Raw genomic sequence first — 26,796 nt, forward strand, 5'->3', positions numbered from 1 at the left:
CCGGCGTCCTGCTGCCGTGACCGGGGTCGTCAACCGTTTGTCGTAAGCGTTGGAATGAACCGAAGACAGATGTTGGCTGGCAGTATGAGCGCAGGTGTGTGTCTCGCGGCGGGTCGGGCCGCGTGGGCGATGACCGTCTGTGTGAACACTCCGCGCGTCGTGTTCCTGAATCCCGGCGAGGAGGTCGAGCGCGGCACGGGCCAGCACTGGCAACTCGTATCCCGGTTCATGGCGGCGACGGCCGCGCGCTTCGGCATGCAACTCGAGGTGCTGTATGCCGAGCGCGACCATCTGCTCATGCTGCGCCAGGCGGAGACAGTGGCGGCGCGAAACGATCCTCCAGACTATGTGGTGATCGTCAACGAGAAAATGGCGGCGCAGCAGATGTTGCACGCGCTCGCGTGCTCACCTGCCAAAGTCCTGCTGATTCACAACGACCTCACCGATGCGCAGCGGGCCGAAACAGGCAACGAACGCGGGGCCATCGCGAACTGGATCGGCACGATCACGGCTGACGCATTTCAGGGCAGCTTCAGATTGATGGACTACCTGTGCAGCCAGATGACGCTTGGCGCGCTCGCTGCCGTGCGTGAACGTCGCGCGAACGTCGTCGTCGGCGGACTCGGGGCGCTACCAGAAGCGGTCGCAACCGTGATGCGGGGTGACCTTGCAGCCATCGTGGCGGGCGGTCAGTTCATCGGCGCCTGCGCGATGGTCGCGCTGTACGACTACCATCACGGTGTCGATTTTGCGCAGCCAGACGGCCCACGCATGAAGCTCGACTATCTGACGGTGCTGTACGGCGACAACGCCTCGCGCTACTACAAGATCGCCTTCGATCAAAGCGCGGCCCCTGATTTCAGCGGCTTTTCGCGCTACCGGCGACGTGCGGCACGGTACGACTTCAATCTGCAGGTTCTACTCGACCCGGCATCGAAGGCGGCCTGATGCGCGGCGCCCTACGTCTGCCCTGGTGGCTTCACACGCTGCATGCAAAGCTGATGCTCTCGCTTGTGTTGCTGATTTCGCTGGTCGCGGGCAGTTCGGCCTTCATGCTGCTCGAACGCGCGCAGGCACGCCGGCTCATGGAAGTCGAAGAACGCGCGAACCGCATCGCCGACCTGTTCGGCCAGTCGCTCGCGCAGCCGCTCTGGAACGTCGACCGCGAAGCGATCGTGCGGCAGATCAAGGCGCTCGCGCCGAACCCGGAGGTGGTGCGCTTCACCGTCACGGCGACTCGCTATGGCGTGCTCGCCGACGCCAGTAATGCGCCTCAGCCGCCTCCGCCGGAGACGATCGTGCGGTTACGGCCCATCGGGTTCACGCCGCAAGGCGACGCCCCGCGTGAGCAGATCGGTGAAGTGCGCGTCGTCCTGACCAAAGCCGTCACCGAACGAAATTTTGCGGTCGCCCGCACAGCCGTTCTTGCGACGCTCGCGCTGATGCTGGCCGTGCTTTATATCGCCACGTTTCTTCTAATCCGTCATCTGGTTCGCGGACCCATCGGGCGGCAGGAGGACATGGTGGACCGCATGGCCAGCGGCGACCTCGACGCGCGTTGCATGGTCGAATCGAGCGATGAGCTTGGACGGCTCGCCACTCGCGTCAACGTGATGGCGGAACGCCTTGGCGATTCGACGGCGTCGCTGAGAGAAAGCGAGCGCAAATTCCGGAGCATCATCGAGAACTCGCTCGAGGGCATATTCGTGCTCGACAGATTTCACCTGGCGCTTACCAACCAGCTTTAGCGCATTGAAAATGCTTGAGCGTCGATCAGAGGCGGCAGAAATGGGGCAAAAATCAACAGTCGCATTGGCGTTTGCTGTCTGGGCGACCCTCGCGCGCGCTGAGCATGTTTATGACGGATACGCCTCATTTTATGATGAACAGGCCGGACAGATTTTCCGGGCCCCGGTTTCGAACGAGTACCTTCCGGCAGATTACGGACCGACGGGTGATTCGACCGCGTCATGGGTGGGCCGGGCGGGCAGGCGTCACCTTGGCGTCACCGTGACCAGCCGAAGCATACGCATCGACAAGCGCACTTACCTATACGCTGACGCCGTGCGTTTGCCTGACGATAGTCGCACTGACATGGATCCGAGGACCGTAATCCTGTACGTAGCTCCGACCATTGGTGCATCTACCCCGGACCTCTGCGTCGAGTCCACGGGGTTCGGATCCGGTACCGCCGACAGGTATAGTCAGGTATACGCCATTGCGACCCACTCCCAATCCGGCGCTCGTCTGTTCAAGTTGCCGAGCCTCTTTGGGACTTGTCGCAGCGTGTTTCGCCAGCGAGGCGCGCTTCAGTTCCCGAGTTTCTCTTACCGACTCGAGAACGATATCGATCATCCCGTGGGCACCGAGATTCAGTACTTTGTGATCGACGGCAAGCGATACATCCGCAGTCACCGGCAGCTATCGACCCGCTTCACAGTACCCGCAAACGTATTCAGGTTTATCATCGATTGACTACGGCTGGCCAGGGGAATGCAATGCCGCAGAGCGGGAGGCGACCTCCAACAATGTACAAAAGAACTCGACATGCTCGTCTGGGATCTGCTCCCAATCCGGGGCAATAGCGAACGCACCAAATCGACCCTTCTCGGTCGTCGGAGATAACGCCCATGTTGTCTGTTCGCTATCCAGTTTCGTAGAGGTGACGGGCTGACTGGTTTGCATGAGCATTCATTGCTGGTCGCTCGCTGAATAATCCTTGGAGAATTCCCTCTGAGGAGGCAAGTGCTCGTGTCCGCGATCCTGAATGGCGAGGATCGCGGCGATTTCAGCGCGAGTCTTTATCACCTCGGGCGTCTCGGTCATCGCATACTTGATGATTTTCACCGTTACCGCGTCATAGGAATGCTCCTTTCCAATTTCGATGATGGCATCCCGAGGATCGAATGAGCCCATTCGTGAGCGAACCCATAGAAACGCAGTTGGGTCTAAACCGCGGCTTCTTAGCCGTATGCCGGCGAAGCGCGACTCACACCGAATCGTTTTCGGCTGCCCAGAGAATATAAACTTCTTTCTAAATAACAGGCGGCAGACCGGTACAGCTACCAAAATCAAGAAGAGTGCCACTATCCATGGACCCGACGCATGGCTGCCCTTGTACAACTTCAAACTGCTGGCAGATATAACCGTGAAATATGCAAGCGTTGGCCAAATGCGTCCTCGCGTCCAACACAGGACTTCAAGTGAGTGCGCCATCTGTTCCCCCGAACGTGGTTCGATCTCTTGGCATCCTGCTTAATTCAACTAATCGCCAATGCTCACAATGTGCCATAGGCTAGCGACGGCGAATGTTAGCTTTAGCACCAGATTCGGCCGTTAGGCGGGTCGATGCGGTCGTCTCCTGTTGGCCGACCACTGCCTCATACGGTCGGCAGAGCCACCCCTTATCTGCCTTTTCGCGAGCCTGAAAACTTCCATTCGACGCGCAGCCCCACGCATTCCGCTCTTACCGATTGGCTCTGCGGGGACACCGTCTCGTTGGGCTAATCAGCGGCCGACACTGCGGTCGTCCTACATACCTGATGGAGCAAATTCAGGTCGAGAGCACTCAATGTATTTGCGGCTGGCGTATCGGGGACTGCCTCAATATCGGCAAACGAAAAAAGATGAGTGCACGCCGCTAAATATGACCCTATCACCGATGGATGGCTCCCATCGGATTCATATAGGTCGATTTCAGGCCGCAGCCTCTGAAATTGATCCCAAGCCAGGCCGACTGGAATAATTCTGGCCCCGGTCGCTTCAGCCAAACCCCGAAACGCGGTAACGATATTTGCCTGCGACGCCGGATCATTCTTCCGAGCCCAGGTCATGTACAAATACGGCTTCGCACCGGTGACTTGAATCGTATCGACGAATCGTCGCACATGTTCTTGCATGCTTTTCAATGCACGGAGCGCTCGAGTGCTTTGGTCCTGCAACACGACTGCATTCCATTTCTGGGCAGTTAGACGCTTTTGGACCTCGCCTCGGTTCCAATGCGCCGCAAGCGATGCTCCGCCAAATGCGATTACTTCTGCCTTCACCTGTGTACCGGGAAAGCTCGCCTCAAGGAGGCTGGCAAGCATCGTTGGCATATCGTTTCTTGTGGTGTAGCTATTGCCAACAAAGAGGACTCGAAACTCGCGGCTCATGGTGATGGGATATAACGACTTGTCTGCCGATCGATGCGATGACTGCAACGACATACCAATGCTCCTCTACCTCGTCCCTCATGGTACCCCGATCGAACGACGGTCGCCTGTGCGACGTCGAACCCAGATTCCCGAGGCTGCAGGTCCGGCGGTCCCGCGGAGGCCCTTGTGTCACGATGCATAAAGGTAAGCAGGCAATTTCCCCCACCTGGTTTTCGCGTCTGGCAGGATCTACGATTGCGTCCGCAACCACAACTTGCGTCCGCAATTTATGACCCACGATGACCTTTCATTTTTGCCGTTGCGGGTGACACGTGTTGGCGTGGGCGACAATGCGTGGGCCGCTTTCAGGGGCGTTGAGCGACGACAACAATCGTGTAGACATGCCGGAAAGCGGGGTCGACAGCCCTAAGATGACCCCTAGGCCTCGGATGTCTGCCCATTGCCGTCGCAATGGCGTGAGGGGATTCGGTTTCAGTCCTCCCGTCGTGCGTACGTGAAAACAGCGCCCGTGTTCCCGTCTTCTGAAAGCTGGTGTAGACGGACGCCTGCGAGCAAGTCTTCCTTGTCGCCGTCCGGTGTGAGAAAGCCGAACCCCTTTGCGTCATCGAAGCGCTTCACGATGCCAGTTGCCATTCCCTGAATACCCTGGTTTGATGTTACGCGTCAACGGCGCTCACTTCACTGGACGTCTGAATAGCTGTGACATTGGCAAATCGACACTCTGTCGCCGGATCATGTGTCGAGCGCTGCAAACACTCGAATCCGGCGACGTAACGAACCGTCAATAGCCAACCGCGGCTCCCGCGGGGCGGCGAGGATCGTTGACACCATAGACGAAGCCAACGCGGACGTTGCCGGATACAGACGAGTCATTGCCCGAACTCGTCCGGCTCGCGACTTCGGTTCCGGGCAAGCCAACGAGGATCAGCTCTGCCGCGCCCCAAGGAGTTTGTTCGACCATCTTGTATCCCATGGTGCGAAGAATGCCGAGCGTGTCGGGCGAGAGGCCGTTCGTCTCGTAATAGACCTCGTCCGGCAACCACTGGTGATGGATGCGCGGGGCATCGACAGCGTCTTGGGGCGTCATCCCATAGTCGATCACGTTCAGCACCGTTTGGAGTGTAATGGTGATGATGCGCGAACCGCCCGGTGACCCGACGACCATGAATACCTTGCCGTCCTTCTCCACAATGGTCGGCGCCATCGAGGACAACGGGCGCTTGCCCGGCGCAATCGAGTTGCGCGTTCCCTGCACCAGACCGAAGAGGTTCTGCGCACCGACCTTCACGGTGAAGTCATCCATTTCGTCGTTCAGAAAGAAACCCGTTCCTGGAGGGATGACAACCGCTCCGAAGCGACCGTTGACCGTATAGGTGGTTGAAACAGCGTTGCCGGACTCGTCGATGATCGAATAGTGCGTGGTCTCCGGCTTCTCGTGCACACCGACACCGGGCTGGACGTCGACCGACGCTGTCGCCGTATCGCTACCGATGAGCTTTCGAATGTCAGCGGCGTATTCCTTGCTCGTCAGCTTGCTGACCGGGTTGTTGATGAACTTGGGATCGCCAAGAAGGGTGTTGCGGTCGTCATAGGAGTGCCGCATTGCCTCGGTCATGTAGTGAACCGTCGACGCGGAATGGTAACCAAGCCGGCGCATGTCATACCCTTCCAGAACATTCAACGTCTCGCACATCGTCACACCCCCAGAACTCGGAGGCGGGGCAGAGACAAAGTCGTATCCGCGGTAGCTGCACTTCAAGGGCTCCATGTCCTCGGCTCGATAGGAAGCAAAATCCTCTGCGGTGATGACCCCACCAGTTCGCTTCGCCGCCGCCTCGACGGTCTTCGGAATTTCTCCCCGATAGAAGGCATCCGGCCCCCGGTCTGCGATCCGCTGCAGCGTTCGAGCGAGATCCTTCTGAACCAGACGGTCTCCTGGTTGCAGCGGCGTACCATCGGGGCGCAGGAAGATACGCGTTGCATCCGGGTCCGACTTGAAGCGCTGAATCGTCGTATCGAGAATGTCGGTGTCGCCGCGCGTCAGGATGAACCCGTCGCGCGCGAGCCGGATCGCGGGCGCCATCACCTGCTTGCGCGTCAGTTTTCCGTACTTGCGCAGGGCGAGATCCAGCCCGGCGACAGTGCCCGGCACACCGACAGCGCGATAGCCATAAAGACTTTCGCCCGGCCGGACATTTCCCGATGCATCCAGGTACATGTCGGCCGACGCCGCAGCGGGCGCTGTTTCGCGGAAGTTGATGAACCGATCCTGACCATTGGCCAGGTGAATGGTCATGAAGCCACCACCGCCGATATTGCCGCAGCAGGGATTCGTAACGGCCTGCGCATAGCCGACGGCGACGGCAGCGTCCACAGCGTTGCCCCCTCTTTTAAGTATCTCGACCCCGATCTCCGATGCGAGGCGCTGCGAGGATACGACCATTCCGTGTTTGGCCTCGACCGCAGGTTCGGAAGCGGCGAATGCGCAAATGTGGACAGCAAAGAGCGTGAGTGCAACGAACCGCCTCATGGGGGTGTCTCCAGAGTATCTGAATCAGGCGCGCTTTATGTCTGACGATAGACAAACGCGTGAACCCGGATATGTAATATTCACTACATTCCGGTTGACCGCGAGGATATCACGCGAGATTTTCTGACGAAAACCTAGTGTTTACTCGCGCGTTTTCGTTCCACCGACGCGCTGACCGGTCCATTTATGTTGATTTTATTACATGCATGGACGTACATTACCGTGATGCAGCCCCTTTTACCTGAAGAAGTTCACCGCATCCCTTGATGCGATAAGATCGCCGACGGCCAGAGAGCAGCGCTTACTGGCGATTCGACAAAGTAACTCGATAGCGGGAGCCGCAATGGGTACAAACATCAGGGCCTTGCTGTTATCTCAAATGGGTACGTTCACGCCGGCAGAACAAAAGGTTGCGCAGGCGTTGCTCGATCGATACCCCAGCCTGGGCCTGGGGCCAATTGCGGGCGTCGCAAAACAGGCCGGTGTGAGTGATCCAACCGTACTTCGCTTCGTGGTTCGAGTTGGCTTTCCGAATTACGCGTCATTCCAACAGGCGTTACACGAAGAGATCGATGAGGCAATGAACTCGCCTCTCGCGAGAATGGACACTTTCCATTCAGCGCCCATAGAGAATGCAAGCCCCCTGCCCGTTTTTCAACGCCTGTCCCAAGCGCTCAATACCATGATCCTTGGGCTGGATATGAAAGCGTTTGATGGCGCCGTTTCGCTGTTATCCGAACTTGAGGCGCGTATTTTCTGTGCAGGGGGACGTTACACGTCACCGCTTGCCTCGATGTTTTCATACACGCTGACGTATATGCGTCCGAATGTTCGCTACATTGAACCTGATCTGAGAATCGCGTCAGTTGCGTTGGCAGACATGGGCGCCAATGACGTTCTGGTGATGTTTGACTTTCGACGCTACCAGGAAGGCAGCGTGCAATTCGCAGAAGCAGCGCATAGACAAGGCGTACGAATTCTGTTGATAACTGACGAGTGGATTTCACCAATCGGAAAGCTCTCTGAGATCGTGCTCTCCGTCAAAGGCCGTCCGTTTGCGATGCTTGAAACCCAGGTGCCGGCGCTTGCATTATGTGAAGCACTGCTTATCAGTGTGACGAACAGATTGCCCGACACGATCAAGCAGCGAATGGAATTGATTGAATATCTCTGCGCCGAAGGACGTCCTAAGACTTCAGACTACAGTTGCTAACCGCGTGCCGCAATCCCACTCTGATCGAATCTGCCTGTCGCTTTAGCGAGGCTCTACATCCAGACCTTGCAGACTCCCAATCGTGTCCTGTGCATAAACGGCCTGACAGCGGGCGACACCCTCTCCTCCCAACCCCTACGCGAAGACGATCGCCACGACAGGTTTTCCTTTGTCGAGTCGAGGCGACTCGACCACTCTTTCAAATGAGATAGCAGGCAAGGAGTTCCCTGTGGCAACGCCCCGTTCATGTCACAACGGGGACTGCATCGCCTCTGGGTGAGACCGTCTCCTGGCCCTTCAAACGGCCTTGGCGAGGCACTCGTATACCCGCTTGCCATTCGTTTTTTTCCGTGGAACACTGGGCCGCATCTGCTGTGCCGGATTCGTTTCCGATATACCGGACAAAGAGTCGAGTGCGCGATCCAGCGGTTTTCGTGCGTGCAGCCGTAACCGCTCCCGTCGCGAGTTCGTCCAGGATGGAATTCCTTTCACAGGGTCGAAAAAATGAGACTGTTCAAAGAAAGCGTAAGGTTCGCCTGTTTGTCCGCCGTCGTCGGCCTGCTTGCACTCACCGGTTGCACCAAGGTCGCGACGCCCGGCCAGGATGCCGCGACCGGCTCGACCTTGCAGGCCGTCCTGCAACGCGGCACGCTGCGTGTCGGCGACTGTCTGACCTTCGCGCCGTTCGGCTTCTACGACAAGAGCGGACAACCGGACGGCTATGACGTCGATCTCGCGAAAGAGCTGGCGAAGCAGATGGGCGTGAAGCTCGAAATGGTCAACACGACGAGCGCGAACCGCATTCCGAATCTGCAGACTGCAAAGGTCGACGTGGTCTTCTGCAACTTCACGCGCAACCTCGAACGTGCGAAGGAAATAGCGTTCACGACGCCGTATGTCGTCGCGAGCGAGGCGCTGCTCGTCAAGAAGAGCAGCGGCATTCAGTCGGTCAAGGACATGTCGGGCCACACGATCGCGACCGTCAAGGGCTCGACGAACGGCGACGAAGTGCGTGCGCTGGGCATCCCCGTGAAGATCCAGGAATTCGACAGCTCGGAAGCCGCGATCCTCGCGGTCAAGCAGGGCCAGGCCGACGCGATGATCGAGGACAACAACTTCCTCGCCTATCAGGCGAAGCTGGACCCCGAACTGACCGTCACCAACGAAGCCCTCGTGCCGCTCGAATACAACGCGTTCGGTGTGAAATCGGGCGATCAGGTCTGGCTCAACTACCTGAACCTGTTCCTGTTCAACATCAACGCGTCGAAGCAAAACGCGCAGCTGTACACGAAGTGGTTCGGCACCGCGCCCCGCTATCCGCTCAACCCGCAGTTCTGAACACGAACGCGCGGCGCAAGCGCCAGTAAGACTTCGCGAAGGAATGGCGATGAGTTATCAATGGCTGACCCTGTGGGGCTATGTGCCCGAATTCTTTCAGGCCGCGTGGCTCACGTTGCAGGTCACGCTGCTCGCATTTTGCGTCGCGCCGATTCTCGGCCTGCTCACAGCGCTCGCAGGCGCTTCGCGGGTCGCACCGCTGCGTGTCGTCGCGCGCAGCTATATCGAGCTGATCCGTAACACGCCTGTGCTGCTGCAGATATTCATCGTGTTCTTCGGTCTGCCGTCGCTGGGTTTGAATCTGAGTGCGTACACGGCGGGCGTGATTGCGCTCGGCGTGAATGTGGGCGCGTATATGGCGGAAGTCTTCCGCGCCGGCATTCAGTCGGTGCCGCGCGGACAGATCGAAGCGGCCGGCATTCTGGGACTGGGCCGCTCGCAGGTGTTTATCGAGGTCGTCTTGCCGCAAGCGGCGCGCGCCGTCTATCCCGCCATCGTCAACAACCTGATCCAGTTGCTGCTCGGCACGTCGCTGTTGTCCGCGATCGCGTTGCCTGAACTGACGGGCACGGCGACCGTGATCAATGCGCGCACCCTGCTCTATATCGAGACGTTCTCGGTCACGCTGGTCGCGTATCTGATCCTGAGCAACTGCCTGTCATGGATCGCGGAACAGATCGGCGCGCGCGTGTTCCACCCGCCCCTCATGCTCAAGCAGCACACGCGCCGGCGGCTTCTGCTGATTCCGCGTCAGGCGAACCGCACCTGAACCACCGAAGGGGAAACCGTCCATGTCAATCGAACTGCTGACGACCAGTCTGTCGATCCTGCTGCAGGGACTGGTCGCGACCTTGCTGCTCTCCGCGGCATCGATTGTCGGCGGCACGCTGATCGGCCTGCTCGCCGCCGTGTTGCGCTCGTTCGGACCGTGGGGCAGCGCGCGCGTCGCGAAGCTCTACACCGAACTGTTTCGCGGCACGCCCGTGCTCATCACGCTGATGTTCATCTATTTCGGCGTGTCCTATTTCGGCTATGCGATCGATGTGTTCGCGGCAGGCGTCGTCGGCCTGAGCGTGTACCAGGGCGCGTATATCGCCGAAGTGTTCCGCTCGGGCATCGAGGCCGTGCCCAAAGGGCAATGGGAAGTCTCGCAGATTCTCGGTCTCAGCAAGACACAGACTTTCTTCTCGGTCGTGTTGCCGCAGACGGGCAAGATCGTCTTGCCGCCGCTGATCGGCCAGTACCTGTCGCTGATCAAGGACACGTCGATCGTCAGCATGATCGGCATGTCGGAACTGATGCATGGCGGTCAGGCCATCGTCGATCGCGTCGGCAAGCCGGTCGAAATCTATGGACTCGTCGCCGTGCTGTATTTCGTCGTGTGTTTCCCGCTGTCGCAGTGGGTGCGCCACCATGATCGCAGGAGCGTGTTGTCATGATCACATCCATCGGGTCCAAACCCGTCATCAACCTGAACGGCGTCAGCAAATCGTTCGGCGCGACGAAGGTGCTGAAGGAAATCAATCTCGAAGTGCGCCCCGGCGAAGTGCTCGTGCTGATCGGCGCATCCGGTTCGGGCAAGAGCACGGTGCTGCGCATCATGGCCGGTCTCGAAACGGCCGATTCCGGCGAAGTCTGGGTCAACGAAGTGCCCCTCCATGATGTACGCCGCGCGAAGGAAATCCGCGGTCATGTGGGCATGGTGTTTCAGCAGTTCAATCTGTTTCCGCACAAGACCGCGCTCGGCAACGTGACGCTCGCGCTGATCAAGGCGCGCAGGATGAATCCCGCCGACGCGCGAAAACGTGCAATGGACGTGCTCGACCGTGTGGGCCTCGCCGATCGTGCCGAACACTATCCGAGCCAGTTGTCGGGCGGCCAGCAGCAGCGTGTCGCGATTGCGCGGGCGCTGGCTGTCGAGCCCGGCATCATGTTCTTCGACGAAGCGACATCCGCGCTGGACCCGGAACTCGTCGGCGAAGTGACGGAAGTCATGCGCGGACTGGCGCGCGACGGCATGACGATGGTCGTCGTCACGCACGAAATGGGCTTCGCACGCAAGACCGCGGACCGCGTCGTGTTCATGGACAAGGGCGTGATCGCCGAACAGGGCGCGCCGGAGGAGATCTTCGTCACACCGCAGAACGAACGGACGAAGCAGTTCCTGCACCGAGTGCTCGATCATTGATGCATCGGCGCCATCCGCGGGGAACAGGCGCGAAAGCACGAACGACGACAACACTAGAACGAACTGCGATCCCTATCGCCGACGGAGTCCACGGAATGTCTTCACCAGAATCGTCACGCGCCCGGGGGGTGGACCGCGTGATCGGCATTTTCAGGGAACTGCATACTGCACGGCGTCCGCTGACGATGCGCGAACTGATCGAGGCAACGCGTGCGCCGCGCTCCAGCGTCTACGAGCTGGTCACGATTCTCACGGAGGCCGGGTGGCTCGAAACGGCGGCCGACGGCAGCGTGTTTTTCGGGCGCGAGATGCACTACTACGGCGCCGACTACGCGATGCACAATGATCTCATCAGCCGCGCGCATCAGACCATTCTCGGTCTCGTGCGCAAGTACGACGAGACTACCCAGCTGTGCATGCTCGAAGGCAACAAGTACACGGTGGTGCTGTCGGAGAACAGCGCGCGCCCGTTCAACATCACTTCCGATATCGGCGTGAAGGTGCCGATTCCCTGGACGGCAACGGGCCGGCTGTTGCTCGGACATCTGACCGACAACGACGTTCACGCGTTGATTCCAGACGAAGACTACGTGCTGGACGACGGCCGCCGCATCGGATTCGACGACTTCATGAGGGACGTTCGCGATGCCGCAGCGCAGGGCTATTGCTGCACAGAGGGCCTGTCGATGTCGTTCCGCCTGTGCATGGCCGCACCTGTTCGCGATCGTACCGGCCTGCCCATCGCAGCGCTGTGCTTCATGACAGGACGCGACACCGATCCCAGCAAGCGCGCCGCGATGCTAGACGATCTGATCGCCTCCGCAAAATCATTGTCGCAGCCGTCGATGCGTACGTGAGTTGCGCCGCGGCCGCAAGTGCCTTTCCCGACTACTCCCGTGTACTTCGACCCGCGCCGGGCGACACCGAGTGCATTCTCTGTATCGGCCGCATTCGGCTTTTCATCAGAACGTTTGCCATTCCGCATCTCCGGCTTTGGCGGCGGCCTCGACTGCGGGCAGTACGTTGACAACCGCCTTCTTCGTCCCGATGTGCCGTACGGGTTTTGCTCTCGCGGCCGGCGCGCGCAATGGAACTTTTGCGATCTCTGTGGGAGGCGTCCTGTCCGCCAGTTTGAACACTGCGACCGCGTCCTTCAAACCGGCAGCCTGCTCCTCAAGCGATTGCGCTGCCGCTGCTGCCTGCTCGACCAACGCGGCGTTCTGCTGGGTGACTTCGTCCATTTGACCGACTGCCTGTGTGACCTGTTCGATGCCGCGGCTCTGTTCCTCCGAGGCAGCGGCAATCTCGCCCACAATATCGGACACCTGCTTGATCGCCTGCTTGACTTGCGCCATCGTAGTGCCCACGTCGCTCGCCTGCTTCGAGCCATCCTGGATCATAGCAACGGAGGAGCCGATCAGTTCCTTGATTTCCTTGGCCGCCGCCGCCGAGCGCTGCGCGAGGCTGCGCACCTCGCTCGCCACAACCGCGAAGCCGCGCCCCTGTTCGCCCGCACGCGCAGCCTCGACGGCCGCGTTCAGCGCCAGGATGTTCGTCTGAAACGCAATGCCTTCGATGACCCCGGTGATGTCCGAAATCCGTGCCGAACTATCGTTGATTCGCTCAATCGTACCCACCATCGATTGAACGGCTTCATTGCCCTTGTCCGCCAGACCTGTCGCGTTGATTGCGAGGCCGTTCGCCTCACGTGCGTTGTCGGCATTCTGTTTCACCGTCTCGGTGAGTTCCGTCATGCTGGCAGCCGTCTGCTCGAGCGAGGCTGCCTGCTGCTCGGTGCGTGCGGACAGGTCCATATTGCCGCTGGCAATCTCTCGCGATGCCACCGTCACGGACTCAGTGGAACGCTTGATGCCGCGTACGCTCGTCGTGAGTTGCTGATCCATCTTCTTCAGCGCGCTCAGCAGCGATCCGTACTCGCCGCGTGAATCGATCACCACATGGTTTTCCAGCTTGCCCTCTGCAATGCCGTTGGCAATGCCTATCGCCTTGTTGAGCGGTCGCAGGATGGCCCGCAGCAAGTAAGCCGACATGCCTGCCGACAATGCGAGACCTAGCGCCACCAGGCTGATTGCGACGCCGATGATGGCCCGAAACATCGCTTCGCTGTCATCGGTCGACTGTTTTGCTTCTTTCTGCTTCAGCGCAACGTCATCGGCAATCGCGTCCATCAGGCCGTTGGACAACGCGGCATGCCTGTCGACTTCCGAGGCAATCGCGTCACTGTTGCCACTACCGGCAGCGCTGATGATCTCGTTGGTCATCGCAACGTATCGCGGCAATTCGCTATTGATCTTCTCCGCAACTGCGCGCTCTTCTGCGCTCGAAACACTGCCGGGATAGTAGGCGCCCCAGGCCTTCTGTAACTTTTCCAGGTCCGCGTGAATCACATCGACCGCTGCGCGCGTCTTCCCGGCATCGCGGAAGACCTGAATGCGGCGCAACTGAAGCCGCGTGTTCAACTGGGCGACGCGCATGTTGTCGAGCTCGATGATCGGCACCGTATTCTCGAAATACGACGCCTTGACAGCCGAATTCAATCTGGCAATGCCAAATACGCCGAAGAGCCCGACTGCCGCCATCAAGACGACGCACGCTCCCATCACGACGATGATCCTCAACTTGATGGTCCCTGCGAAAGCGCGCATTTCCGCCCCCGAAAGCAACGTGTAAAAGGCAGGACAGAGCCAGTTTCCCGCCACCTATCCACGTAAACGGCGGCGACATCGATCCTTGTAGCGCAGCGGCCGGTCAGGATTTTCTGAAAATAACGTAGGGGTATCCTGACTGCGCCTGCACGGTCGGCGCCAAGTCAGGTCGCAAACGTTGCGTGCGTCTCGTTTTCAAGCGTGCAATGCGGACACTTTGGCCGTCGCGTCGGTGTCTTTGATAGGGAGTGTTCGAATTCGCCCGTCGCCCGTTCTGGATGCGGGTCGGTTTTCTCGTGAACAGGCAGCGCCGGTCTCCCTGCTTCTGCCAAATGCTTCGCGATGAACCGCATGCTCGTTGACTTGCCCGATCTCATGATCCCCTCGACGATTACCAACCGGTAGACATTGGAAGGTTCTGCGATGTCGTCTCATAGCTGGCCGTCACGCCGCGCTCGAACAGCAACTCTTCGATATCGCGCAGGCTGAGCTGGAACCTGAAGTACTAGCCCACCGCGTGGCTGATGACCGTCGCCGGGAATCGGTGGCCGTGATATGGCGATTTCGTTTTCGTCGTCATCGCATCATGCTACGCGAACATCTCGCCAACGTAAGAACACCTTCATGACTTATACCCCAAAAGCGGCGACGATATTCGACATCGTCGCATGGCTTCGGCCGGTTGGACCGTGCTTCATACTGCTACGCCTCCACTCATTTCACTACCACGCTATTGCTTTGAATATACCTGCAAAGTCAGATAAAAGAAAAATCGATTTTGAATTTATCAATTTCAGCAATTGAAAGGCGCTGTAGCCAGATTCTTAGGTGACAGAAGTCCGACGTAGAGGATTACTCCGAGTGGCATCGATTATTTGATGAGGTACAGTCCAGCCAACGGATTGTCATCGATAGGGCTGCCAACGCATGGACACTCTTCCGCAACGAAGTGAAGGCGATGTCGAACTCGATCTGCACCAACTGCAAGTATTCAACGTCCTCCTGACTGAGCACAGCCTCACAAAAGCCGCACGGGTACTCAATCTTTCACAACCAGCGTTAAGCAAAACGCTGGCGCGGTTGAGGCTTTACTTCGGCGATCCGCTTTTCGTGCGAGTAGCGCTGCGCATGGAACCGACACCGAAAGCGCTCGAACTCGCCGAACCGGTGAGAGCGATATTGCAGCGGCTTCGCACGCTGCGTTCAGAGCATGCGTCATTCGACCCAAAGACATCGACGCGGAAGTTCAGCTTCTTCCTGGTTGACGCGGGGGTAATAAAAATCTTCCCGAAGTTGTTGAACTACCTCGCCGTAGAAGCGCCTGGCATATGTGTGCAGTCGATTCCATGCGACGCGCAACACCTCGACCTTTGGCTCGAATCAGGTCTGGTCGACCTCGCGATCGGGTCCTTCCCCTCTTTGACAATGGGTATCCGGCGGGTCCCTCTGTGGACTGAAACCTACGTTAGCGTCACACGTAAAGGTCATCCCCGCATTGGGACGCATCCGACCAAGGAAGAGTTTATAGGGGAAAAACATGCGCTCGTATCGGCGCTGGGAACAGGGCATGAACATCTGGCAATTGAGCGGCTTATCGAGTCCGAAGTACCACGCAGCAATATCGTCTGCCGCGTGCCTGTCTTCACGTCCGCAGCGCTGATAGCCAAGTACTCCGACGTTATCGCGACTGTGCCAAGGAATCTCGCCGTTGCCATGAGTCACGATCTTGATTTGCAACTGGTTGAGCCGCCGCTCGCATTGCCGAAGCTCGAAATCGCCCAGTACTGGCACGACCGCTGTCACCTCGAGCCCGGCAATCAATGGCTTCGTGCGGTGTTTCGCAAACTCTTTTCGACACCAGGGTAATGCGACGCAAGAATCGCGGTGCGCGTTAGCCGACAGGATTTAACACAAAGTCGTAAGTCAACGTGTAGCCACCGTCTGGCTGCCTGATCCAGTCAGCTACCAACGTCTGCCGAACGCCAAACACCGCGTCCGAATCCAGATACTGGTCGCCGTTACGAAACACGTGTGTAACCAAGGTCTGGTAGTTTTTTGCCTTTATCATGAAATGAAGGTGAGCGGGACGCCAGGGATGACGTCCCGTAGCACGCAACAAATCACCCACCGGACCATCGACTGGAATTGGGTAGGCAACGGCCACCACCGTACGGAATTCGAAACTGCCGTCCTGCTTCGATCTGAGCAAGCCTCGCCCCCGGTGGGTATCGAGATCTGGATACTGAACGTCATAGTTGCCCGTCGCATCGGCTTGCCAGACCTCCAGCTGCGCCCCCGCTATAGGGTTGCCGTCAAGATCCCTCACGGTGCCTCGCACCATGCAAGGCTCTCCCGCCGCGCCATTGGCGATGTCGGCGCCGTTCTCATACTCGGGCGCGCCTTCTACGTGAAATGGCCCGAAGACAGTCGACTCCGTGCACCCCTCCGGCTTCTTGTTGTTCATCGCGACCGTCAGCATCGACAGTCCGAGCACGTCGCTCAACAGAATGAATTCCTGGCGTTTATCGTTGCATTTTTGTCCAGTCGCCGTGAGAAATGAAATTCCGGCCTGCAATTCCTCTTCGGTCAGTTTGACGTCGCGCGCAAAGCCATGCAGATGCGTGATGAGGCTCGTGAACACGTATTTCAAACGATGATTTGGGGTATCGGCGATAAGGTCGAGAACCGCCCGCGTGACAGTCTGTTCGTTGAGGTTGCGCATGTTAGCCTCCAGTTGTTTGGTGAGTTCCTGACCAGCTGCAAGAGTCCGTCGACGGTTGCCTTGAAGCGACTTGAGGCAAGCCTCAACCACGCATGCAGCGATTCGTACTGTTAAATTTACGGCCGCACGCCCTCGTACGCATGTTGAAGCAACTGCCTGATCGCTGCTTTTTCGAGCGGACGCGGATTGGCATATTGATTCTCCATCGTTATCGAGCAAGCTTCATCGAGATCCGCCGCTTTCATTCCGATATCTTTTAGCGCCAGCCGGGCGCCACTGTTTTTCGCCAGATCGAAAACAGCCTGAGCCGCGCGGGTTCCGCCAAGCGCGCCCGCGATGCGTTCCATCGCAGCCGCGGCGGACGTCTCGTTGTACGCCAGCGCATGCGGCAAAATGATCGTATGCGTCTCCGCGTGCGGCAGGTTGAAGCTGCCGCCCAAGGTATGGCACAGCTTGTGGTGGAGAGACATCGCCACGGCGCCTAGCACCGATCCACACAGCCATGCGCCGTAAAGTGCGTCCGCCCGGCCACGTCGAATATTCGCGACTTCATCACCGCGCGTCAGCAGCGGAAGCGCGCGTCCAATGGCAGCGATACCCTCGACGGCCATCATATCCGTGATGGGATTTGCGTCTGGCGCGTAAAGCGCCTCTGCAGCATGGGCTATCGCATTGATTGCGCTGCTAACGCTCAACGGTAGCGGCAGCGAATAGGTGAGTTCGGGATCGTAGATCACTGTCTTCGGCCTGACGCGATTATCCCGTCCCGTCTTCTTCAAACCCGCTTCCGTTATTCCATAGATGGGCGTCATTTCGGAGCCCGCGTAGGTCGTGGGTATAGCGAGAATCGGAAAGTCCGATTCCAGTGCGATGGCTTTCCCAAGCCCTGTCGTCGAGCCGCCGCCGATCGCTACCGCGCAGTCGGCGTCGAGTTTGCGCGCCAGATCGCGCGCTTCGCGAGCAACCTCGATGGGTACGTGCATAACGGCTCTGTCGAAAAGACCCGCGACGCGAACGCCGAGGATTGCTGCGATGCGTTCCGCGTCCTTGCGCTGCTCAGGTGTCGCGAGTACCAGCACGCGACGCGCGCCAAGCAGATCGACTTCCGCTTCGAGCCGGTTGAGCGCGCCAGCGCCAAAGACAACCCGCTGTGAATGGCTTGTATAGGTGAAATCATTCATGATCGTGATTGCCCTTCATCTCACATCAACCATCGCGGCGCTGCCAGCGCGGTTCACGCCTGGCCGCGCGCTGTCGAGGAAGCGGACGCTCACGGCATCGCCAGGCGCGATATCGATGTCCTTCTCGACAAGCAGCCGGACATTGCGCACATCGACCTGCGGCTTTCGCTCTTGAACCTGCAAGATGGCGGCCGTCCATGCCCCCCCACGTTCTGCTTCTTTACGGCTCCCGCATAGTCACCCGCGGGCGGAGAGCACATGACGCCGGGCAGCACGATATCTGCCACGCGGCAAGCCGCTACATTCGATCCGGCCGCAGTTCCCGACAGTTCATGCGGTCGATCCAGCATTGCATTGGCGCTGGCAATATCGCCTTGCTGAATGAGCCGTCTCGTTTCGGTCGAGGAGCAATGCACACCGTTTCCGATGTACTCGTCGCGCAGCAACGGAACGGGACAAACATCGAACCCGAGACAGGCGCCAAGATCTCGCAAGTACTCGATATTTCCGCGGCGGCCACTTCCGCACGCGAAATTTTCGCCGACGATCAGCGATCGCATTCCGAGCATGTCGACCAGCGTTTTCCGCACAAAATCATCCGCTGACTCAGTGCTTCGCTCGCGGTCGAATCTCAGAACGAGACAGTAGTCGACCTGACGGGTAGACGCCAACAATTCGATCCGATTCTGAAGTGTCGATAACAGCGCCGGACAAGAGCCCGGTCGCAACGTCGCGAGCGGATGCGGATCGAATGTGACGACGACTGCGGGAGTCTGCACAGACGAGGCGCGCTCACGCAACTGCCGCAGCACAAATCTGTGCCCGCGATGAACACCATCGAACATCCCGATCGATACCGCCGACCCGGATAGCTTGAATTCGCGTAGATCGGAGATGACTATCATCGAAGCCTCCCATCAGTCCATCAGCAGTAGATCAGATAACCTTGCAAACCTCTTCAAACGAAAGGCGGGGACTGCGAGGAAATACTCTGGTCGAATCGCCGCGACCTAATCCACAGATGAAGTTCGATTTGATCGAGGTGCCGGTGAACACTGCGGCGTCTACTTTCGCATTGTCGAATCCCGACATGGGACCGCAATCGAGTCCGACTGCGCGCGCCGCGGCAATCAGGTATCCCCCCTGCAGCGTCCCGTTTCGAAAGGCCGTTGTTTCGGCGAAGTCAGATTTTTCGGCGCCCTCGAACCAGCTCTTGACGGCCGGATTGTGCGGAAAGAGCCTGGGCAAATCGTCATAGAAACGGGTCTCGTAGCCGATAACCGCAAGCACGGGCGCCGTCATGCACTTGTCGACATTACCGGGGCTGAGCGCATCCTTCAGTTTCGCCTTGCCGCTTTCGCTGCGCACGAAAACGATTCGAGCCGGTGAGCAATTGACCGAAGTGGGACCCCATTTCATCAGTTCGTACACCTGCTTCAGCTGTTCGTCGGATACCGGCTCGTTGAGCCATCCGTTTTGGCTGCGGCCCTTGCGAAACACGCGGTCCAGAAAGACATCGTCGACCATGATTTATCACCTTCCTATAGATAGTCGGTACCGTGCAGACGCACGGTACCTGCATCGCGTTTTGAACACTGCCTCAGATTGGCTTGCGGCTCTCAGATAGCCATCGTGCCGCTTAGCGCGAGCGATTCCTGGTGACGCGCGGAATCTAGCGCCTTGGCGTAATCGGCGGTCGCCTTGTAGTCGCTGTTGTTGTCGACTTCCGCTTCGATCCCGCAAACCTTGCGGGCGAGTTTTGCGTACGGGCCGGTTCCGGAGAATTCCGCACGCTGCATTGTCAATGTACGAATGGCCTGCAGCGGCGTGCCGTTGAAGTTCTCGAAGACGAACAGGCGGCTACCCCAGTCAGTCAAGAACAGATCACGGATCACGCGGCCAATCCGAACGCGGTCATGTGGCTTGCCAACGGGTCCGCTATTCAGGCGTTCAAACCACGGGTTGAGTTTTTCATCGTTCCACTGATCCTCACTGGCGAAAATCAGGGCGCTTCGACCGGACAGGTCAACCAGTTCGTAGATCATCTGCGAGAAGTTCTCGAGATACAGCGCGCGGCCAAAATCGTAGACCAGAATGTTCGGCTTGTAGTGGCCGCCCGGTGTATGGAAGCCAAGTTCTTCCGCCGCGATGACGTGCGCCAGCATGGCCTGGTGAAACCCGATCAACTTTGCCACGCGTGTCATGACCGCCGGGATTTTGCTGGTTCCGATATGCTCGGTGATAAGTACAGCCAACCCGGCCATCAGTTCCGCGCGGACCATCTGGCGCACCAGCGCATGGTAATGGAGCCAGTCGAACACGCGCTGCGGATAGAGCTTGGCGTGCTCCGGATTGCCGATGTGAAAGACATGCGACCACGGAATAAACACGTTCTCGAAAAGCGTCATGCCATCGAGTTCATCGCCTTGTGACGCCAGAGGGTGTTCGATCGGGTCTTCCTTCGCCAGGCCTTCCCGACAGATGATCGTCACGCCCTTGGCATTGACAGGAGTCGCCGCGAAAATGACCTGCTCGCCCGGAATGCCCGGCCTGAAGAACACGCCGATATGGATCCAGTCTGCAAAGGCGACGCCCGTGCCAATCGCCTTGACACCATTGACCACGATTCCCTTCTCATTCTTTTCGACGATCCGAAGTCCGGGCGAACGCGCCTGTGCATCCGGATTGGAACGGTCCATCTGTGGATCGACGAATTGCGGCGCGCAATTGAAGTCGTTATCTTTTGCAAAGTTGACGAAATTGACGATGTTCTTTGAGTTGATGCGACCTTCCGCGCCAATGGACTGCGTTTCCCACGGCGTCGGATCATCCAGGTACGTCTGCAATACATAGTTGTTCACGTCGGGACTGCGCGGGAAGGACGCGCCCGCCATTTCACGCATCACCGTTTCGTGGTACTTCCGCTTGCGCCGAAGCTGATCCTTGTTGTGATGACCGAACCATTGCATTGAACGACGCTTGCCGTTCTCGTCGACATATGTCAAGACGTCCTGCAAGTCGGGCCGATGATGCAGGTCGTAAAAGTCTGCATGGCGCTGCGCATAGTCGCGCGTTTTCGGATGCGTGGCGACGTTGTCGATCTTTTCATTTCCCACCCAGACTTGACGCCCGTCATTCAGGGATTCGAGGTATTGGCGACCGGTTCTAATCATGATTGGTTCCTTCGAGTGTTGAATTGAGAACGAATGTTCAAGACGTTGCGGGTTGAGCCGTTGCGTAAGCCCGTTTGTAATAGGCCAGAGGATGACGCCCCTCTGCTTGAGCAGTTGCCATGACGCGCGCGAAGATAAGACTGTGTGTCCCGACTTCGATCGCGTCGACGACATGACAGTCGAGCGTCATCATTGCTTCCTTGCAATATGGCGCGCCGCTCGCCAGCGTTCCCCACTGACTTTTTGCAAACCGTTCTGGCATCGAAAGTCCACCGACACCCGCGAAAAGGTCGGATAACTCACGTTGATCTGCGCTCAACCAGTTCACAGTGAGTATTCCGTTCGCTTTGATGACGCCATTGGCAAAGCTCTTTCGATTGACGCAAGCCAGCACAGTCGGCGGTGTGTCGCATACTGAGCAGACAGCGGAGCAGGTCACGCCGGCCCTGCCACCCGGGCCGTCCGTGGCCAGGATCGTCACCGGCGTGATCGCCCTGGACAGCGCGTTCTTAAATTCGGCGGCGCTCACTTCGGCACCGGCTGCCGCCGGTGGCGTTTCCTGCAATGTCACCATTGCCGAGGCATTCGCCAATGCCTGCCTTTGCTGCGTATCCGACATAGCGCATCTCCCGATCAATTCAGAGCGAACTCATTTCCTGAAGCCGCTCGTCGCGTGACAAATAAAGTTGTCCGCTTACAGCGTCGCCAGATACATGCGGTCGGCGTCTCCTGCGGAGATGCCGAGTTCCGCAGCGACGGCGGCAACCCCTTGCCTGGCAACGTCGAGATCCACCCGACCGTCGGCGGAGAAGTACGGGCGGATATATCGTTCGTAGTGCTGTTCCGCTTCCGCGCTCGTCAGACGGCCCATCATTGAAGCGATGTGTTCGACGGCGAGGCTGGGCTGTTCGGCGATCGTCTTGAGTGACCGTTTATAGGCCCGCACCATTGCCTGCAACGCGGGATCGTCGAGCGGGATGCGCGAGGGGTCCACTGCTAGTCCTACCGTGGGAATCTGAAAGTGGTCGCCAACCCACGACAGGACGGCAAATCCCTCTTCGCGCGCGACCTGCTCAGCCGATAACGTGCTGCCCACGTAGGCGGCATCGATCGAGCCTTCGCGGAGTCGACGCAGATCCATCTGATAGTCGCCGGGGATTCGCTCCACGCATTGCACGTCGCGATCGGGGTCCAGTCCATGTTTGCGCAGCACAATCCGTGCGAACACACCGGGAGCCGTGCGTGGACCATGAACGGCCAGTCGACGGCCGCGAAGATCCTCCATCGACTTGAGCCCGTTAGCGCCAAGAAACCAGAAGAGCGGTCGATGCGTGTTCACGCTTAGCGCCGTCCATTGGATACCGCTCGTCATGCGTGAAATCAGCGCCCGGCCCAGACCGATGGTGGCGCCCGCGCGCACGCGATCGGTATTCCAGACGGCGCCGTCGCGCAAGGCGACACGGACTCCTTCGTCTTCGAAAAACCCTTCCTGATCCGCGAATTGCGCGATCAATTCCTCATGAATACCGGCCCCGACGTAAGTCAGGTCAATCGAGAGCATTGGCAATTGACACCCCTGTCATTTCAATGAAGCGCGTTGAACAAAGATCTCCGCGAGCGTGCAGTCGATCCGCACGCCCGTTGTACTCACTCCATTCCAAAGCCACCGCTGACGGGAATGTAGTGACCCGTAGTGAATCCCGATGCGTCACTCGCCAGGTACGCAACCGTATTGGCTACTTCATCGGGGCGGGCAAGCCGTCCCATCGGGATCGATGCGGCGATCGCCTTCAGTCGTTCAGCCGGGATGAGACCTTTCGACGTAGCGCCTTCCACGGTGGTCGGCGCAACGAGATTCGCGGTAATGCCGTGAGGCGCCAACTCGAGCGCGACGTACCGCACGAACTGATCCAGCGCTGCTTTTGCTGTGCCTAGCGTAATCATCCCGTCGCGCGGGCGACGCGATAGCAGCGCGCTGAGATAGATCAGCCGGCCACGGCCACGGGAGGTCATGCCTGGTACAACAGCTTTCGTCGCGAGGAAGGCAGCGCGCAGTTCGGTGTCCAGCTTGCCGCCGAGCTGTTCCCAGCTCAGATTGGCAAACGAGGTGACGTCATAGGGCGTCAGCGCGTTATGCACCAGCACGTCGACCCCGCCCCAGCGCCGATTGATCTGATCGGTCATGACGGCGACATCGTCCCGTTGTGTGACATCGGCTTTGATCGCTATCGCCTCTCCACCGGCCGCAGCGATCGTCGCGACTACGTCCTCAGCAAGCGACGCACTGTCGCGATGGTTGACGACCACCTTATATCCTTCGCGGGCCAAAGTAATTGCGATCGCCGAGCCGATGCCCCGGCTGGCTCCAGTGATTAGCGCGACTGCCATAAGATCATCTCCGCTTTAGGGTTGGCCAAAGATTGGATTTCTATGAAAACTTGCGAACTATCGAAACAAAAATAAGCTGTACACATTCGATGAAATAACTCCTCTCTCAGGTATACGGCTGCGTCCATAAGCCAGGCAGACTGCTTATGAACTGGTGATCGAACGGTGAAACGCTTTAGTCATTTCGTTTTATATACAGTACACCGTAGGAACGTTGATCTCTACGGACGCAACTTCATAGACACTATTCCGTCGCAGAATGAAGTGATTCTTTTTGAAGGATCATTGCGCGACCATCCAGTCAACCCCACCCACGCAACGCGACTGCTTATTGAAATGGCATATACATCTGCAGCCAGAAGCGATTCCCCTCTGGCCGGTTGCGAACCAGCATTTCGCGCTGGTACTTGAGCGCCACGGAAAATCTCCGGCTCCCGTATGCGATAGAGGGCCCCACAGCTACCGCCTGTCCACGGTTGCCGTTACCGTTGACCACCTGACCGTGTTGGGTATCGTCGGTTATCTGTTTGTAGAAATATCCGCTTACTCCGATCTGCCACATGGGAGTGAAGCGAAATCCCGCGTTGTAATCGACGATGAACTCATTTCCCGAGTGATAGTCGGTTGCGTGATTGACGGAATTAACGCTATATAGCGCGCGTGCACTAAACTCGACGCGCGGCGTTGGCAACCATGTGACGGCGTAGTTCGGCTGCATCGAGTAGTAGTTGCGTCCAGGATTCGCGACTTTGTTTGGGTCGTAGCCGCCTGACGGAACAAAGAACTCAAGACCCAGGACCTGATGCAGGTTGCCCAGATGCCAACCGAGAAAAAGCGGCCCGATTGTCAGATCCGACAGACCTGTTGCGCGACCACTCTTGTAGACGGTGCCTTTAGGTGTGTGCGCGTCGAAATGCAGATCGAGATTGACAAAGGGTATGTTCGTCCGCGACTCGAGTGTCGCGCCGAGGAACGTCACATCTCGCCATACATGAGAAAGGCGGAACGCCGCGGCCTGCGCGTGCAGCGAGAAGTTCGCCACACTGCTCGATGGGTTCCCGTTATTGCCCTCGAAGGTGGTTGCTTCATATGCCTGCAGATATATATAGATGTGACTGCCCGGCGCGGGCTGGATACCCGAAAGCAGCGTGTTCACACCGACGGGATAATTGCTCCCGCCGCCTTCCGTCGCATGCACGGTCGAGACATGGCAGCATGATCCAATTGCAGCGCCCACCACAATCGGAACACCGAGAGCGCGACAATAGTCGCGAAGCGTAAGAAATGGCATACCGTTCCCTGCGCCATCATTGGCATTGCACGGCGCTGTTGATGTATTCGGTTGTGCTGAATGGAAAAGAGAGGCATGTCGGAACTGCGATATGAGTCGTTCACCTGACGCCAGTGCAAACTGCGCGACAAATCGATACTCGCAGTGAAGAACTCTGGAGAGCCCCTGAAGACTTTGCGTAGCTCGAACCGATTTGGCTCGACTACAGTAGGCGAATCAAATAAATCCCTCTACGGGCGCAGCGTCATAGACACTATTCCCCGTTGTAATGAAGCGAGCGCGAAACGCTCAGGCGTGGATTACTGGCTGTCGTGGACGGACGGAGGGAGGAAGGGAGGGAGGCGCCACGCTCCAGAGATTGTATGGGGCGTCATTCAGGCGGCACTGAGCTGCTTACGCGCAAAGCAGAAGGATATTGATCAGCTCGCCTCGCGCTGTCATACGTTGCCAGATCAAACAGAATCAGCAGCCCTTCAAAACACACGTATTAAGATAGCTATGCTCATTTTAAGTCGGTGCCGCCCCGTGCACAGCAATTGGTGCATCCAACCGATGACAGACCGAAGTGGGGACGCGAAACGGACATTGAGATGTCTCGACAGCAGACATACAAGGGCGCGCACAACTTGCACAAAGGTTTATTCCATCTCAGGCCGATCCTGCGCGCGACATGGGAGAACAGATTTTTCCAGGTTAGTAATGTGCTACACGGAACGACCTCAAGTGATCAGGCCATTACAGGCCGCGTACTCCCGGGCGAAGACGCGGTCTGCTTGCGCTCACGGTCGCTTATGGTCGATAGATCGGACCGTCCGTATCACCCGGGTCGATCCTGGGCAATGCAAGGCGATGTGCACGACGGTCTCTGTCCTCAATCGCGCCCAGCATGAGTTCGGCGATGGCTCTGCCGGACGCGTGGCCCGTGGGCTGCGTAACGGCCGTCACGGTGTACGGATGCGAGACGTCGGAAGGCACGCCGTCATAGACGATCAGCGAGATGTCGCGTCCCAGCAGGCGGCAGCTGTCGACGATCGCGCGAAACGCACCTGCACCCACGAGGTTATTGTCCACGAGCAGCGCCGTCGGCGGATCGGCAAGGTTCAGCAGCGCGGCAGCGGCGTCATGCCCTCCTGCGCGATCGAATGTGCATTCGATCATCAGTTCAGGCGACGGTGCGAGACCCGCATCATGCATAGCGCTCACAAAACCCTCACGACGCTGGGCGGCAAAGGTCATCGCGAGCGGCGCGCTGACCAGCGCAATCCTGCGATGACCGAAGTCAATCAGCCGCTGCGTTGCGGCTCTCGCGCCCGCCTCGTTGTCGAAGTCGAACCACGAGTAGGGCTGCGTGCTGTTCGTGCGGCCATAAGCGACGAACGGAAAATTCCGCTCCTGGAGAAACGCGATGCGCCTGTCGTCCATCCGCGTGCGTGCGACGATCAGGCCGTCGACCGAGCGTCCTTCAACCAGACGCCGATATGTGTCGAGCTCCGCGTTCGGCCGCGCAGACGCGATGATCAGATCGATGTCGCGCTCGCCTAATGCCTCGGTAATGCCTGCGACGACCTCGCAAAAGCGCGGATCACCCAGATCACCCGCGCCAAACGGATACACGATGCCGATCGCGTCGGCGCGCCCCGTCGCCAATCTTCGCGCAGTCGGATCGGCCTGATAGCCGAGCGCCCTCGCCGCTTCAACCACCCGCTGCCGCGTTGCCTCGCTCACGTCGTCATAACCGTTCAGTGCCCGGCTGACGGTCGTCCTCGACAGGCCCAGCGCGCTCGCTAGCGCTTTCAAGTTCGTTTTCAACTCTTCACTCCACGATCACTTCGCGCCCCGCCGACACACCAATGTGACGAAATGATGGGCAAGCCTGCTCATCGTACCGTTATTTTATCCGATTTTGACTTCCAAACCGGTTTGGTCTAGCATCCAAACCGGTTTTGATT

24 protein-coding genes and 2 pseudogenes are annotated in these 26,796 nt (G+C 58.5%); 10 read left to right on the forward strand and 16 right to left on the reverse strand.

The annotated features are described in order from the left end of the window. Positions 1 to 141: 141 nt before the first annotated feature. The 3 genes from FRZ40_RS03445 to FRZ40_RS03455 are packed head-to-tail and all read left to right on the forward strand — an operon-like array spanning position 142 to position 2,475. Entirely contained in the window at positions 142 to 948 is an 807-nt protein-coding gene (locus FRZ40_RS03445) for a type 1 periplasmic-binding domain-containing protein (RefSeq protein WP_240057070.1), read from the forward strand. Continuing rightward, positions 948 to 1,748 carry a HAMP domain-containing protein gene (locus FRZ40_RS44900; protein WP_240057072.1) on the forward strand — a complete coding sequence of 267 codons (801 nt, stop codon included), beginning with the start codon at positions 948 to 950 and terminating at the stop codon, positions 1,746 to 1,748. Before FRZ40_RS03445 ends, FRZ40_RS44900 begins: the two co-directional genes overlap by 1 nt. Before the next feature lie 4 nt (positions 1,749 to 1,752). Next, entirely contained in the window at positions 1,753 to 2,475 is a 723-nt protein-coding gene (locus FRZ40_RS03455) for a hypothetical protein (RefSeq protein ID WP_147233360.1), read from the forward strand. A 216-nt stretch (positions 2,476 to 2,691) separates the two neighbouring features. On the opposite strand, the gene FRZ40_RS44905 is transcribed toward FRZ40_RS03455, so the two are convergent. From FRZ40_RS44905 to ggt, 4 genes and pseudogenes are all read right to left on the reverse strand, one after another. Next, positions 2,692 to 2,916: a hypothetical protein gene (locus FRZ40_RS44905; protein WP_028370222.1), complete on the reverse strand. Its 225-nt coding sequence runs from the start codon at positions 2,914 to 2,916 to the stop codon at positions 2,692 to 2,694. A 587-nt stretch (positions 2,917 to 3,503) separates the two neighbouring features. Continuing rightward, positions 3,504 to 4,208, reverse strand: coding sequence for an SGNH/GDSL hydrolase family protein (locus FRZ40_RS03465; RefSeq protein WP_051446610.1), 705 nt, complete (start codon positions 4,206 to 4,208; stop codon positions 3,504 to 3,506). A 495-nt stretch (positions 4,209 to 4,703) separates the two neighbouring features. Beyond that, positions 4,704 to 4,790: pseudogene (locus tag FRZ40_RS44910) on the reverse strand (cold-shock protein); the annotation flags it as partial. A gap of 148 nt (positions 4,791 to 4,938) precedes the next feature. Further along, the gene (gene ggt, locus FRZ40_RS03480; RefSeq protein WP_147233365.1) at positions 4,939 to 6,687 is read right to left on the reverse strand and encodes a gamma-glutamyltransferase; all 1,749 of its coding nucleotides are present in this window, start codon (positions 6,685 to 6,687) and stop codon (positions 4,939 to 4,941) included. A gap of 343 nt (positions 6,688 to 7,030) precedes the next feature. On the opposite strand from ggt, the gene FRZ40_RS03485 reads away from it, so the two are divergent. The 6 genes from FRZ40_RS03485 (at position 7,031) to FRZ40_RS03510 (ending at position 12,283) form a co-directional block, all read left to right on the forward strand. Then, complete coding sequence (locus FRZ40_RS03485; protein WP_028370224.1) at positions 7,031 to 7,900, forward strand: MurR/RpiR family transcriptional regulator; 870 nt, start codon at positions 7,031 to 7,033, stop codon at positions 7,898 to 7,900. 504 nt (positions 7,901 to 8,404) lie between these two features. After that, entirely contained in the window at positions 8,405 to 9,238 is an 834-nt protein-coding gene (locus FRZ40_RS03490) for an ABC transporter substrate-binding protein (protein WP_028370225.1), read from the forward strand. 49 nt (positions 9,239 to 9,287) lie between these two features. Then, the gene (locus FRZ40_RS03495) at positions 9,288 to 10,007 is read left to right on the forward strand and encodes an amino acid ABC transporter permease (protein ID WP_147233367.1); all 720 of its coding nucleotides are present in this window, start codon (positions 9,288 to 9,290) and stop codon (positions 10,005 to 10,007) included. A 22-nt stretch (positions 10,008 to 10,029) separates the two neighbouring features. Beyond that, entirely contained in the window at positions 10,030 to 10,677 is a 648-nt protein-coding gene (locus FRZ40_RS03500) for an amino acid ABC transporter permease (RefSeq protein ID WP_028370227.1), read from the forward strand. Next, positions 10,674 to 11,426 carry an amino acid ABC transporter ATP-binding protein gene (locus FRZ40_RS03505; protein ID WP_147233369.1) on the forward strand — a complete coding sequence of 251 codons (753 nt, stop codon included), beginning with the start codon at positions 10,674 to 10,676 and terminating at the stop codon, positions 11,424 to 11,426. The genes FRZ40_RS03500 and FRZ40_RS03505 overlap by 4 nt, the downstream gene beginning before the upstream one ends. Positions 11,427 to 11,521: 95 nt before the next feature. After that, entirely contained in the window at positions 11,522 to 12,283 is a 762-nt protein-coding gene (locus tag FRZ40_RS03510; protein ID WP_028370229.1) for an IclR family transcriptional regulator, read from the forward strand. Between the two features lie 105 nt (positions 12,284 to 12,388). Here FRZ40_RS03510 and FRZ40_RS03515 read toward each other — a convergent pair whose 3' ends face one another. Both FRZ40_RS03515 and FRZ40_RS03520 read right to left on the reverse strand, forming a co-directional pair. Next, positions 12,389 to 14,092 carry a methyl-accepting chemotaxis protein gene (locus tag FRZ40_RS03515; RefSeq protein WP_147234760.1) on the reverse strand — a complete coding sequence of 568 codons (1,704 nt, stop codon included), beginning with the start codon at positions 14,090 to 14,092 and terminating at the stop codon, positions 12,389 to 12,391. 427 nt (positions 14,093 to 14,519) lie between these two features. Next, positions 14,520 to 14,672: pseudogene (locus FRZ40_RS03520) on the reverse strand (IS6 family transposase); the annotation flags it as partial. 347 nt (positions 14,673 to 15,019) lie between these two features. On the opposite strand from FRZ40_RS03520, the gene FRZ40_RS03525 reads away from it, so the two are divergent. After that, positions 15,020 to 15,958 carry a LysR family transcriptional regulator gene (locus FRZ40_RS03525; protein WP_028370231.1) on the forward strand — a complete coding sequence of 313 codons (939 nt, stop codon included), beginning with the start codon at positions 15,020 to 15,022 and terminating at the stop codon, positions 15,956 to 15,958. Positions 15,959 to 15,983: 25 nt separating this feature from the next. Here FRZ40_RS03525 and FRZ40_RS03530 read toward each other — a convergent pair whose 3' ends face one another. The 10 genes from FRZ40_RS03530 to FRZ40_RS03575 all read right to left on the reverse strand — a co-directional run bounded on the left by FRZ40_RS03530 (position 15,984) and on the right by FRZ40_RS03575 (position 26,656). Further along, the gene (locus FRZ40_RS03530; RefSeq protein ID WP_028370232.1) at positions 15,984 to 16,814 is read right to left on the reverse strand and encodes an intradiol ring-cleavage dioxygenase; all 831 of its coding nucleotides are present in this window, start codon (positions 16,812 to 16,814) and stop codon (positions 15,984 to 15,986) included. A 116-nt stretch (positions 16,815 to 16,930) separates the two neighbouring features. Beyond that, positions 16,931 to 17,995, reverse strand: coding sequence for a maleylacetate reductase (locus tag FRZ40_RS03535; protein ID WP_028370233.1), 1,065 nt, complete (start codon positions 17,993 to 17,995; stop codon positions 16,931 to 16,933). An 89-nt stretch (positions 17,996 to 18,084) separates the two neighbouring features. Then, entirely contained in the window at positions 18,085 to 18,900 is an 816-nt protein-coding gene (locus FRZ40_RS03540) for an FAD synthetase family protein (protein WP_240057073.1), read from the reverse strand. Between the two features lie 31 nt (positions 18,901 to 18,931). Next, positions 18,932 to 19,522 (reverse strand): malonic semialdehyde reductase, encoded by a 591-nt coding sequence (locus FRZ40_RS03545; RefSeq protein ID WP_028370235.1) that lies wholly within the window; start codon positions 19,520 to 19,522, stop codon positions 18,932 to 18,934. A 92-nt stretch (positions 19,523 to 19,614) separates the two neighbouring features. Then, positions 19,615 to 21,168, reverse strand: coding sequence for a 4-hydroxyphenylacetate 3-hydroxylase family protein (locus tag FRZ40_RS03550; RefSeq protein ID WP_028370236.1), 1,554 nt, complete (start codon positions 21,166 to 21,168; stop codon positions 19,615 to 19,617). Positions 21,169 to 21,205: 37 nt separating this feature from the next. Continuing rightward, positions 21,206 to 21,787, reverse strand: coding sequence for a flavin reductase (locus FRZ40_RS03555; RefSeq protein WP_147233371.1), 582 nt, complete (start codon positions 21,785 to 21,787; stop codon positions 21,206 to 21,208). A gap of 75 nt (positions 21,788 to 21,862) precedes the next feature. Continuing rightward, positions 21,863 to 22,729 (reverse strand): ABC transporter substrate-binding protein, encoded by an 867-nt coding sequence (locus tag FRZ40_RS03560; protein ID WP_147233373.1) that lies wholly within the window; start codon positions 22,727 to 22,729, stop codon positions 21,863 to 21,865. A gap of 86 nt (positions 22,730 to 22,815) precedes the next feature. Continuing rightward, positions 22,816 to 23,556 (reverse strand): SDR family NAD(P)-dependent oxidoreductase, encoded by a 741-nt coding sequence (locus tag FRZ40_RS03565; protein WP_028370238.1) that lies wholly within the window; start codon positions 23,554 to 23,556, stop codon positions 22,816 to 22,818. 328 nt (positions 23,557 to 23,884) lie between these two features. After that, positions 23,885 to 24,847 carry a SphA family protein gene (locus FRZ40_RS03570; RefSeq protein ID WP_028370239.1) on the reverse strand — a complete coding sequence of 321 codons (963 nt, stop codon included), beginning with the start codon at positions 24,845 to 24,847 and terminating at the stop codon, positions 23,885 to 23,887. 789 nt (positions 24,848 to 25,636) lie between these two features. Beyond that, complete coding sequence (locus FRZ40_RS03575; protein WP_147233375.1) at positions 25,637 to 26,656, reverse strand: substrate-binding domain-containing protein; 1,020 nt, start codon at positions 26,654 to 26,656, stop codon at positions 25,637 to 25,639. Positions 26,657 to 26,796 lie beyond the last annotated feature (140 nt).

Origin of the sequence: Paraburkholderia azotifigens (assembly GCF_007995085.1) — a bacterium.
In the GTDB taxonomy this organism is placed as follows: Bacteria; Pseudomonadota; Gammaproteobacteria; order Burkholderiales; family Burkholderiaceae; genus Paraburkholderia; species Paraburkholderia azotifigens.

Bases quoted from the DNA above. Each gene is read 5' to 3' on its own strand.
- FRZ40_RS44900 (WP_240057072.1), top strand. From the start codon at position 948: ATGCGCGGCGCCCTACGTCTGCCCTGGTGGCTTCACACGCTGCATGCA.
- FRZ40_RS44905 (WP_028370222.1), bottom strand. From the start codon at position 2,916: ATGGGCTCATTCGATCCTCGGGATGCCATCATCGAAATTGGAAAGGAG.
- FRZ40_RS03465 (WP_051446610.1), bottom strand. From the start codon at position 4,208: ATGTCGTTGCAGTCATCGCATCGATCGGCAGACAAGTCGTTATATCCC.
- ggt (WP_147233365.1), bottom strand. From the start codon at position 6,687: ATGAGGCGGTTCGTTGCACTCACGCTCTTTGCTGTCCACATTTGCGCA.
- FRZ40_RS03485 (WP_028370224.1), top strand. From the start codon at position 7,031: ATGGGTACAAACATCAGGGCCTTGCTGTTATCTCAAATGGGTACGTTC.
- FRZ40_RS03490 (WP_028370225.1), top strand. From the start codon at position 8,405: ATGAGACTGTTCAAAGAAAGCGTAAGGTTCGCCTGTTTGTCCGCCGTC.
- FRZ40_RS03495 (WP_147233367.1), top strand. From the start codon at position 9,288: ATGAGTTATCAATGGCTGACCCTGTGGGGCTATGTGCCCGAATTCTTT.
- FRZ40_RS03500 (WP_028370227.1), top strand. From the start codon at position 10,030: ATGTCAATCGAACTGCTGACGACCAGTCTGTCGATCCTGCTGCAGGGA.
- FRZ40_RS03505 (WP_147233369.1), top strand. From the start codon at position 10,674: ATGATCACATCCATCGGGTCCAAACCCGTCATCAACCTGAACGGCGTC.
- FRZ40_RS03510 (WP_028370229.1), top strand. From the start codon at position 11,522: ATGTCTTCACCAGAATCGTCACGCGCCCGGGGGGTGGACCGCGTGATC.
- FRZ40_RS03515 (WP_147234760.1), bottom strand. From the start codon at position 14,092: ATGCGCGCTTTCGCAGGGACCATCAAGTTGAGGATCATCGTCGTGATG.
- FRZ40_RS03525 (WP_028370231.1), top strand. From the start codon at position 15,020: ATGGACACTCTTCCGCAACGAAGTGAAGGCGATGTCGAACTCGATCTG.
- FRZ40_RS03530 (WP_028370232.1), bottom strand. From the start codon at position 16,814: ATGCGCAACCTCAACGAACAGACTGTCACGCGGGCGGTTCTCGACCTT.
- FRZ40_RS03535 (WP_028370233.1), bottom strand. From the start codon at position 17,995: ATGAATGATTTCACCTATACAAGCCATTCACAGCGGGTTGTCTTTGGC.
- FRZ40_RS03540 (WP_240057073.1), bottom strand. From the start codon at position 18,900: ATGATAGTCATCTCCGATCTACGCGAATTCAAGCTATCCGGGTCGGCG.
- FRZ40_RS03545 (WP_028370235.1), bottom strand. From the start codon at position 19,522: ATGGTCGACGATGTCTTTCTGGACCGCGTGTTTCGCAAGGGCCGCAGC.
- FRZ40_RS03550 (WP_028370236.1), bottom strand. From the start codon at position 21,168: ATGATTAGAACCGGTCGCCAATACCTCGAATCCCTGAATGACGGGCGT.
- FRZ40_RS03555 (WP_147233371.1), bottom strand. From the start codon at position 21,787: ATGTCGGATACGCAGCAAAGGCAGGCATTGGCGAATGCCTCGGCAATG.
- FRZ40_RS03560 (WP_147233373.1), bottom strand. From the start codon at position 22,729: ATGCTCTCGATTGACCTGACTTACGTCGGGGCCGGTATTCATGAGGAA.
- FRZ40_RS03565 (WP_028370238.1), bottom strand. From the start codon at position 23,556: ATGGCAGTCGCGCTAATCACTGGAGCCAGCCGGGGCATCGGCTCGGCG.
- FRZ40_RS03570 (WP_028370239.1), bottom strand. From the start codon at position 24,847: ATGCCATTTCTTACGCTTCGCGACTATTGTCGCGCTCTCGGTGTTCCG.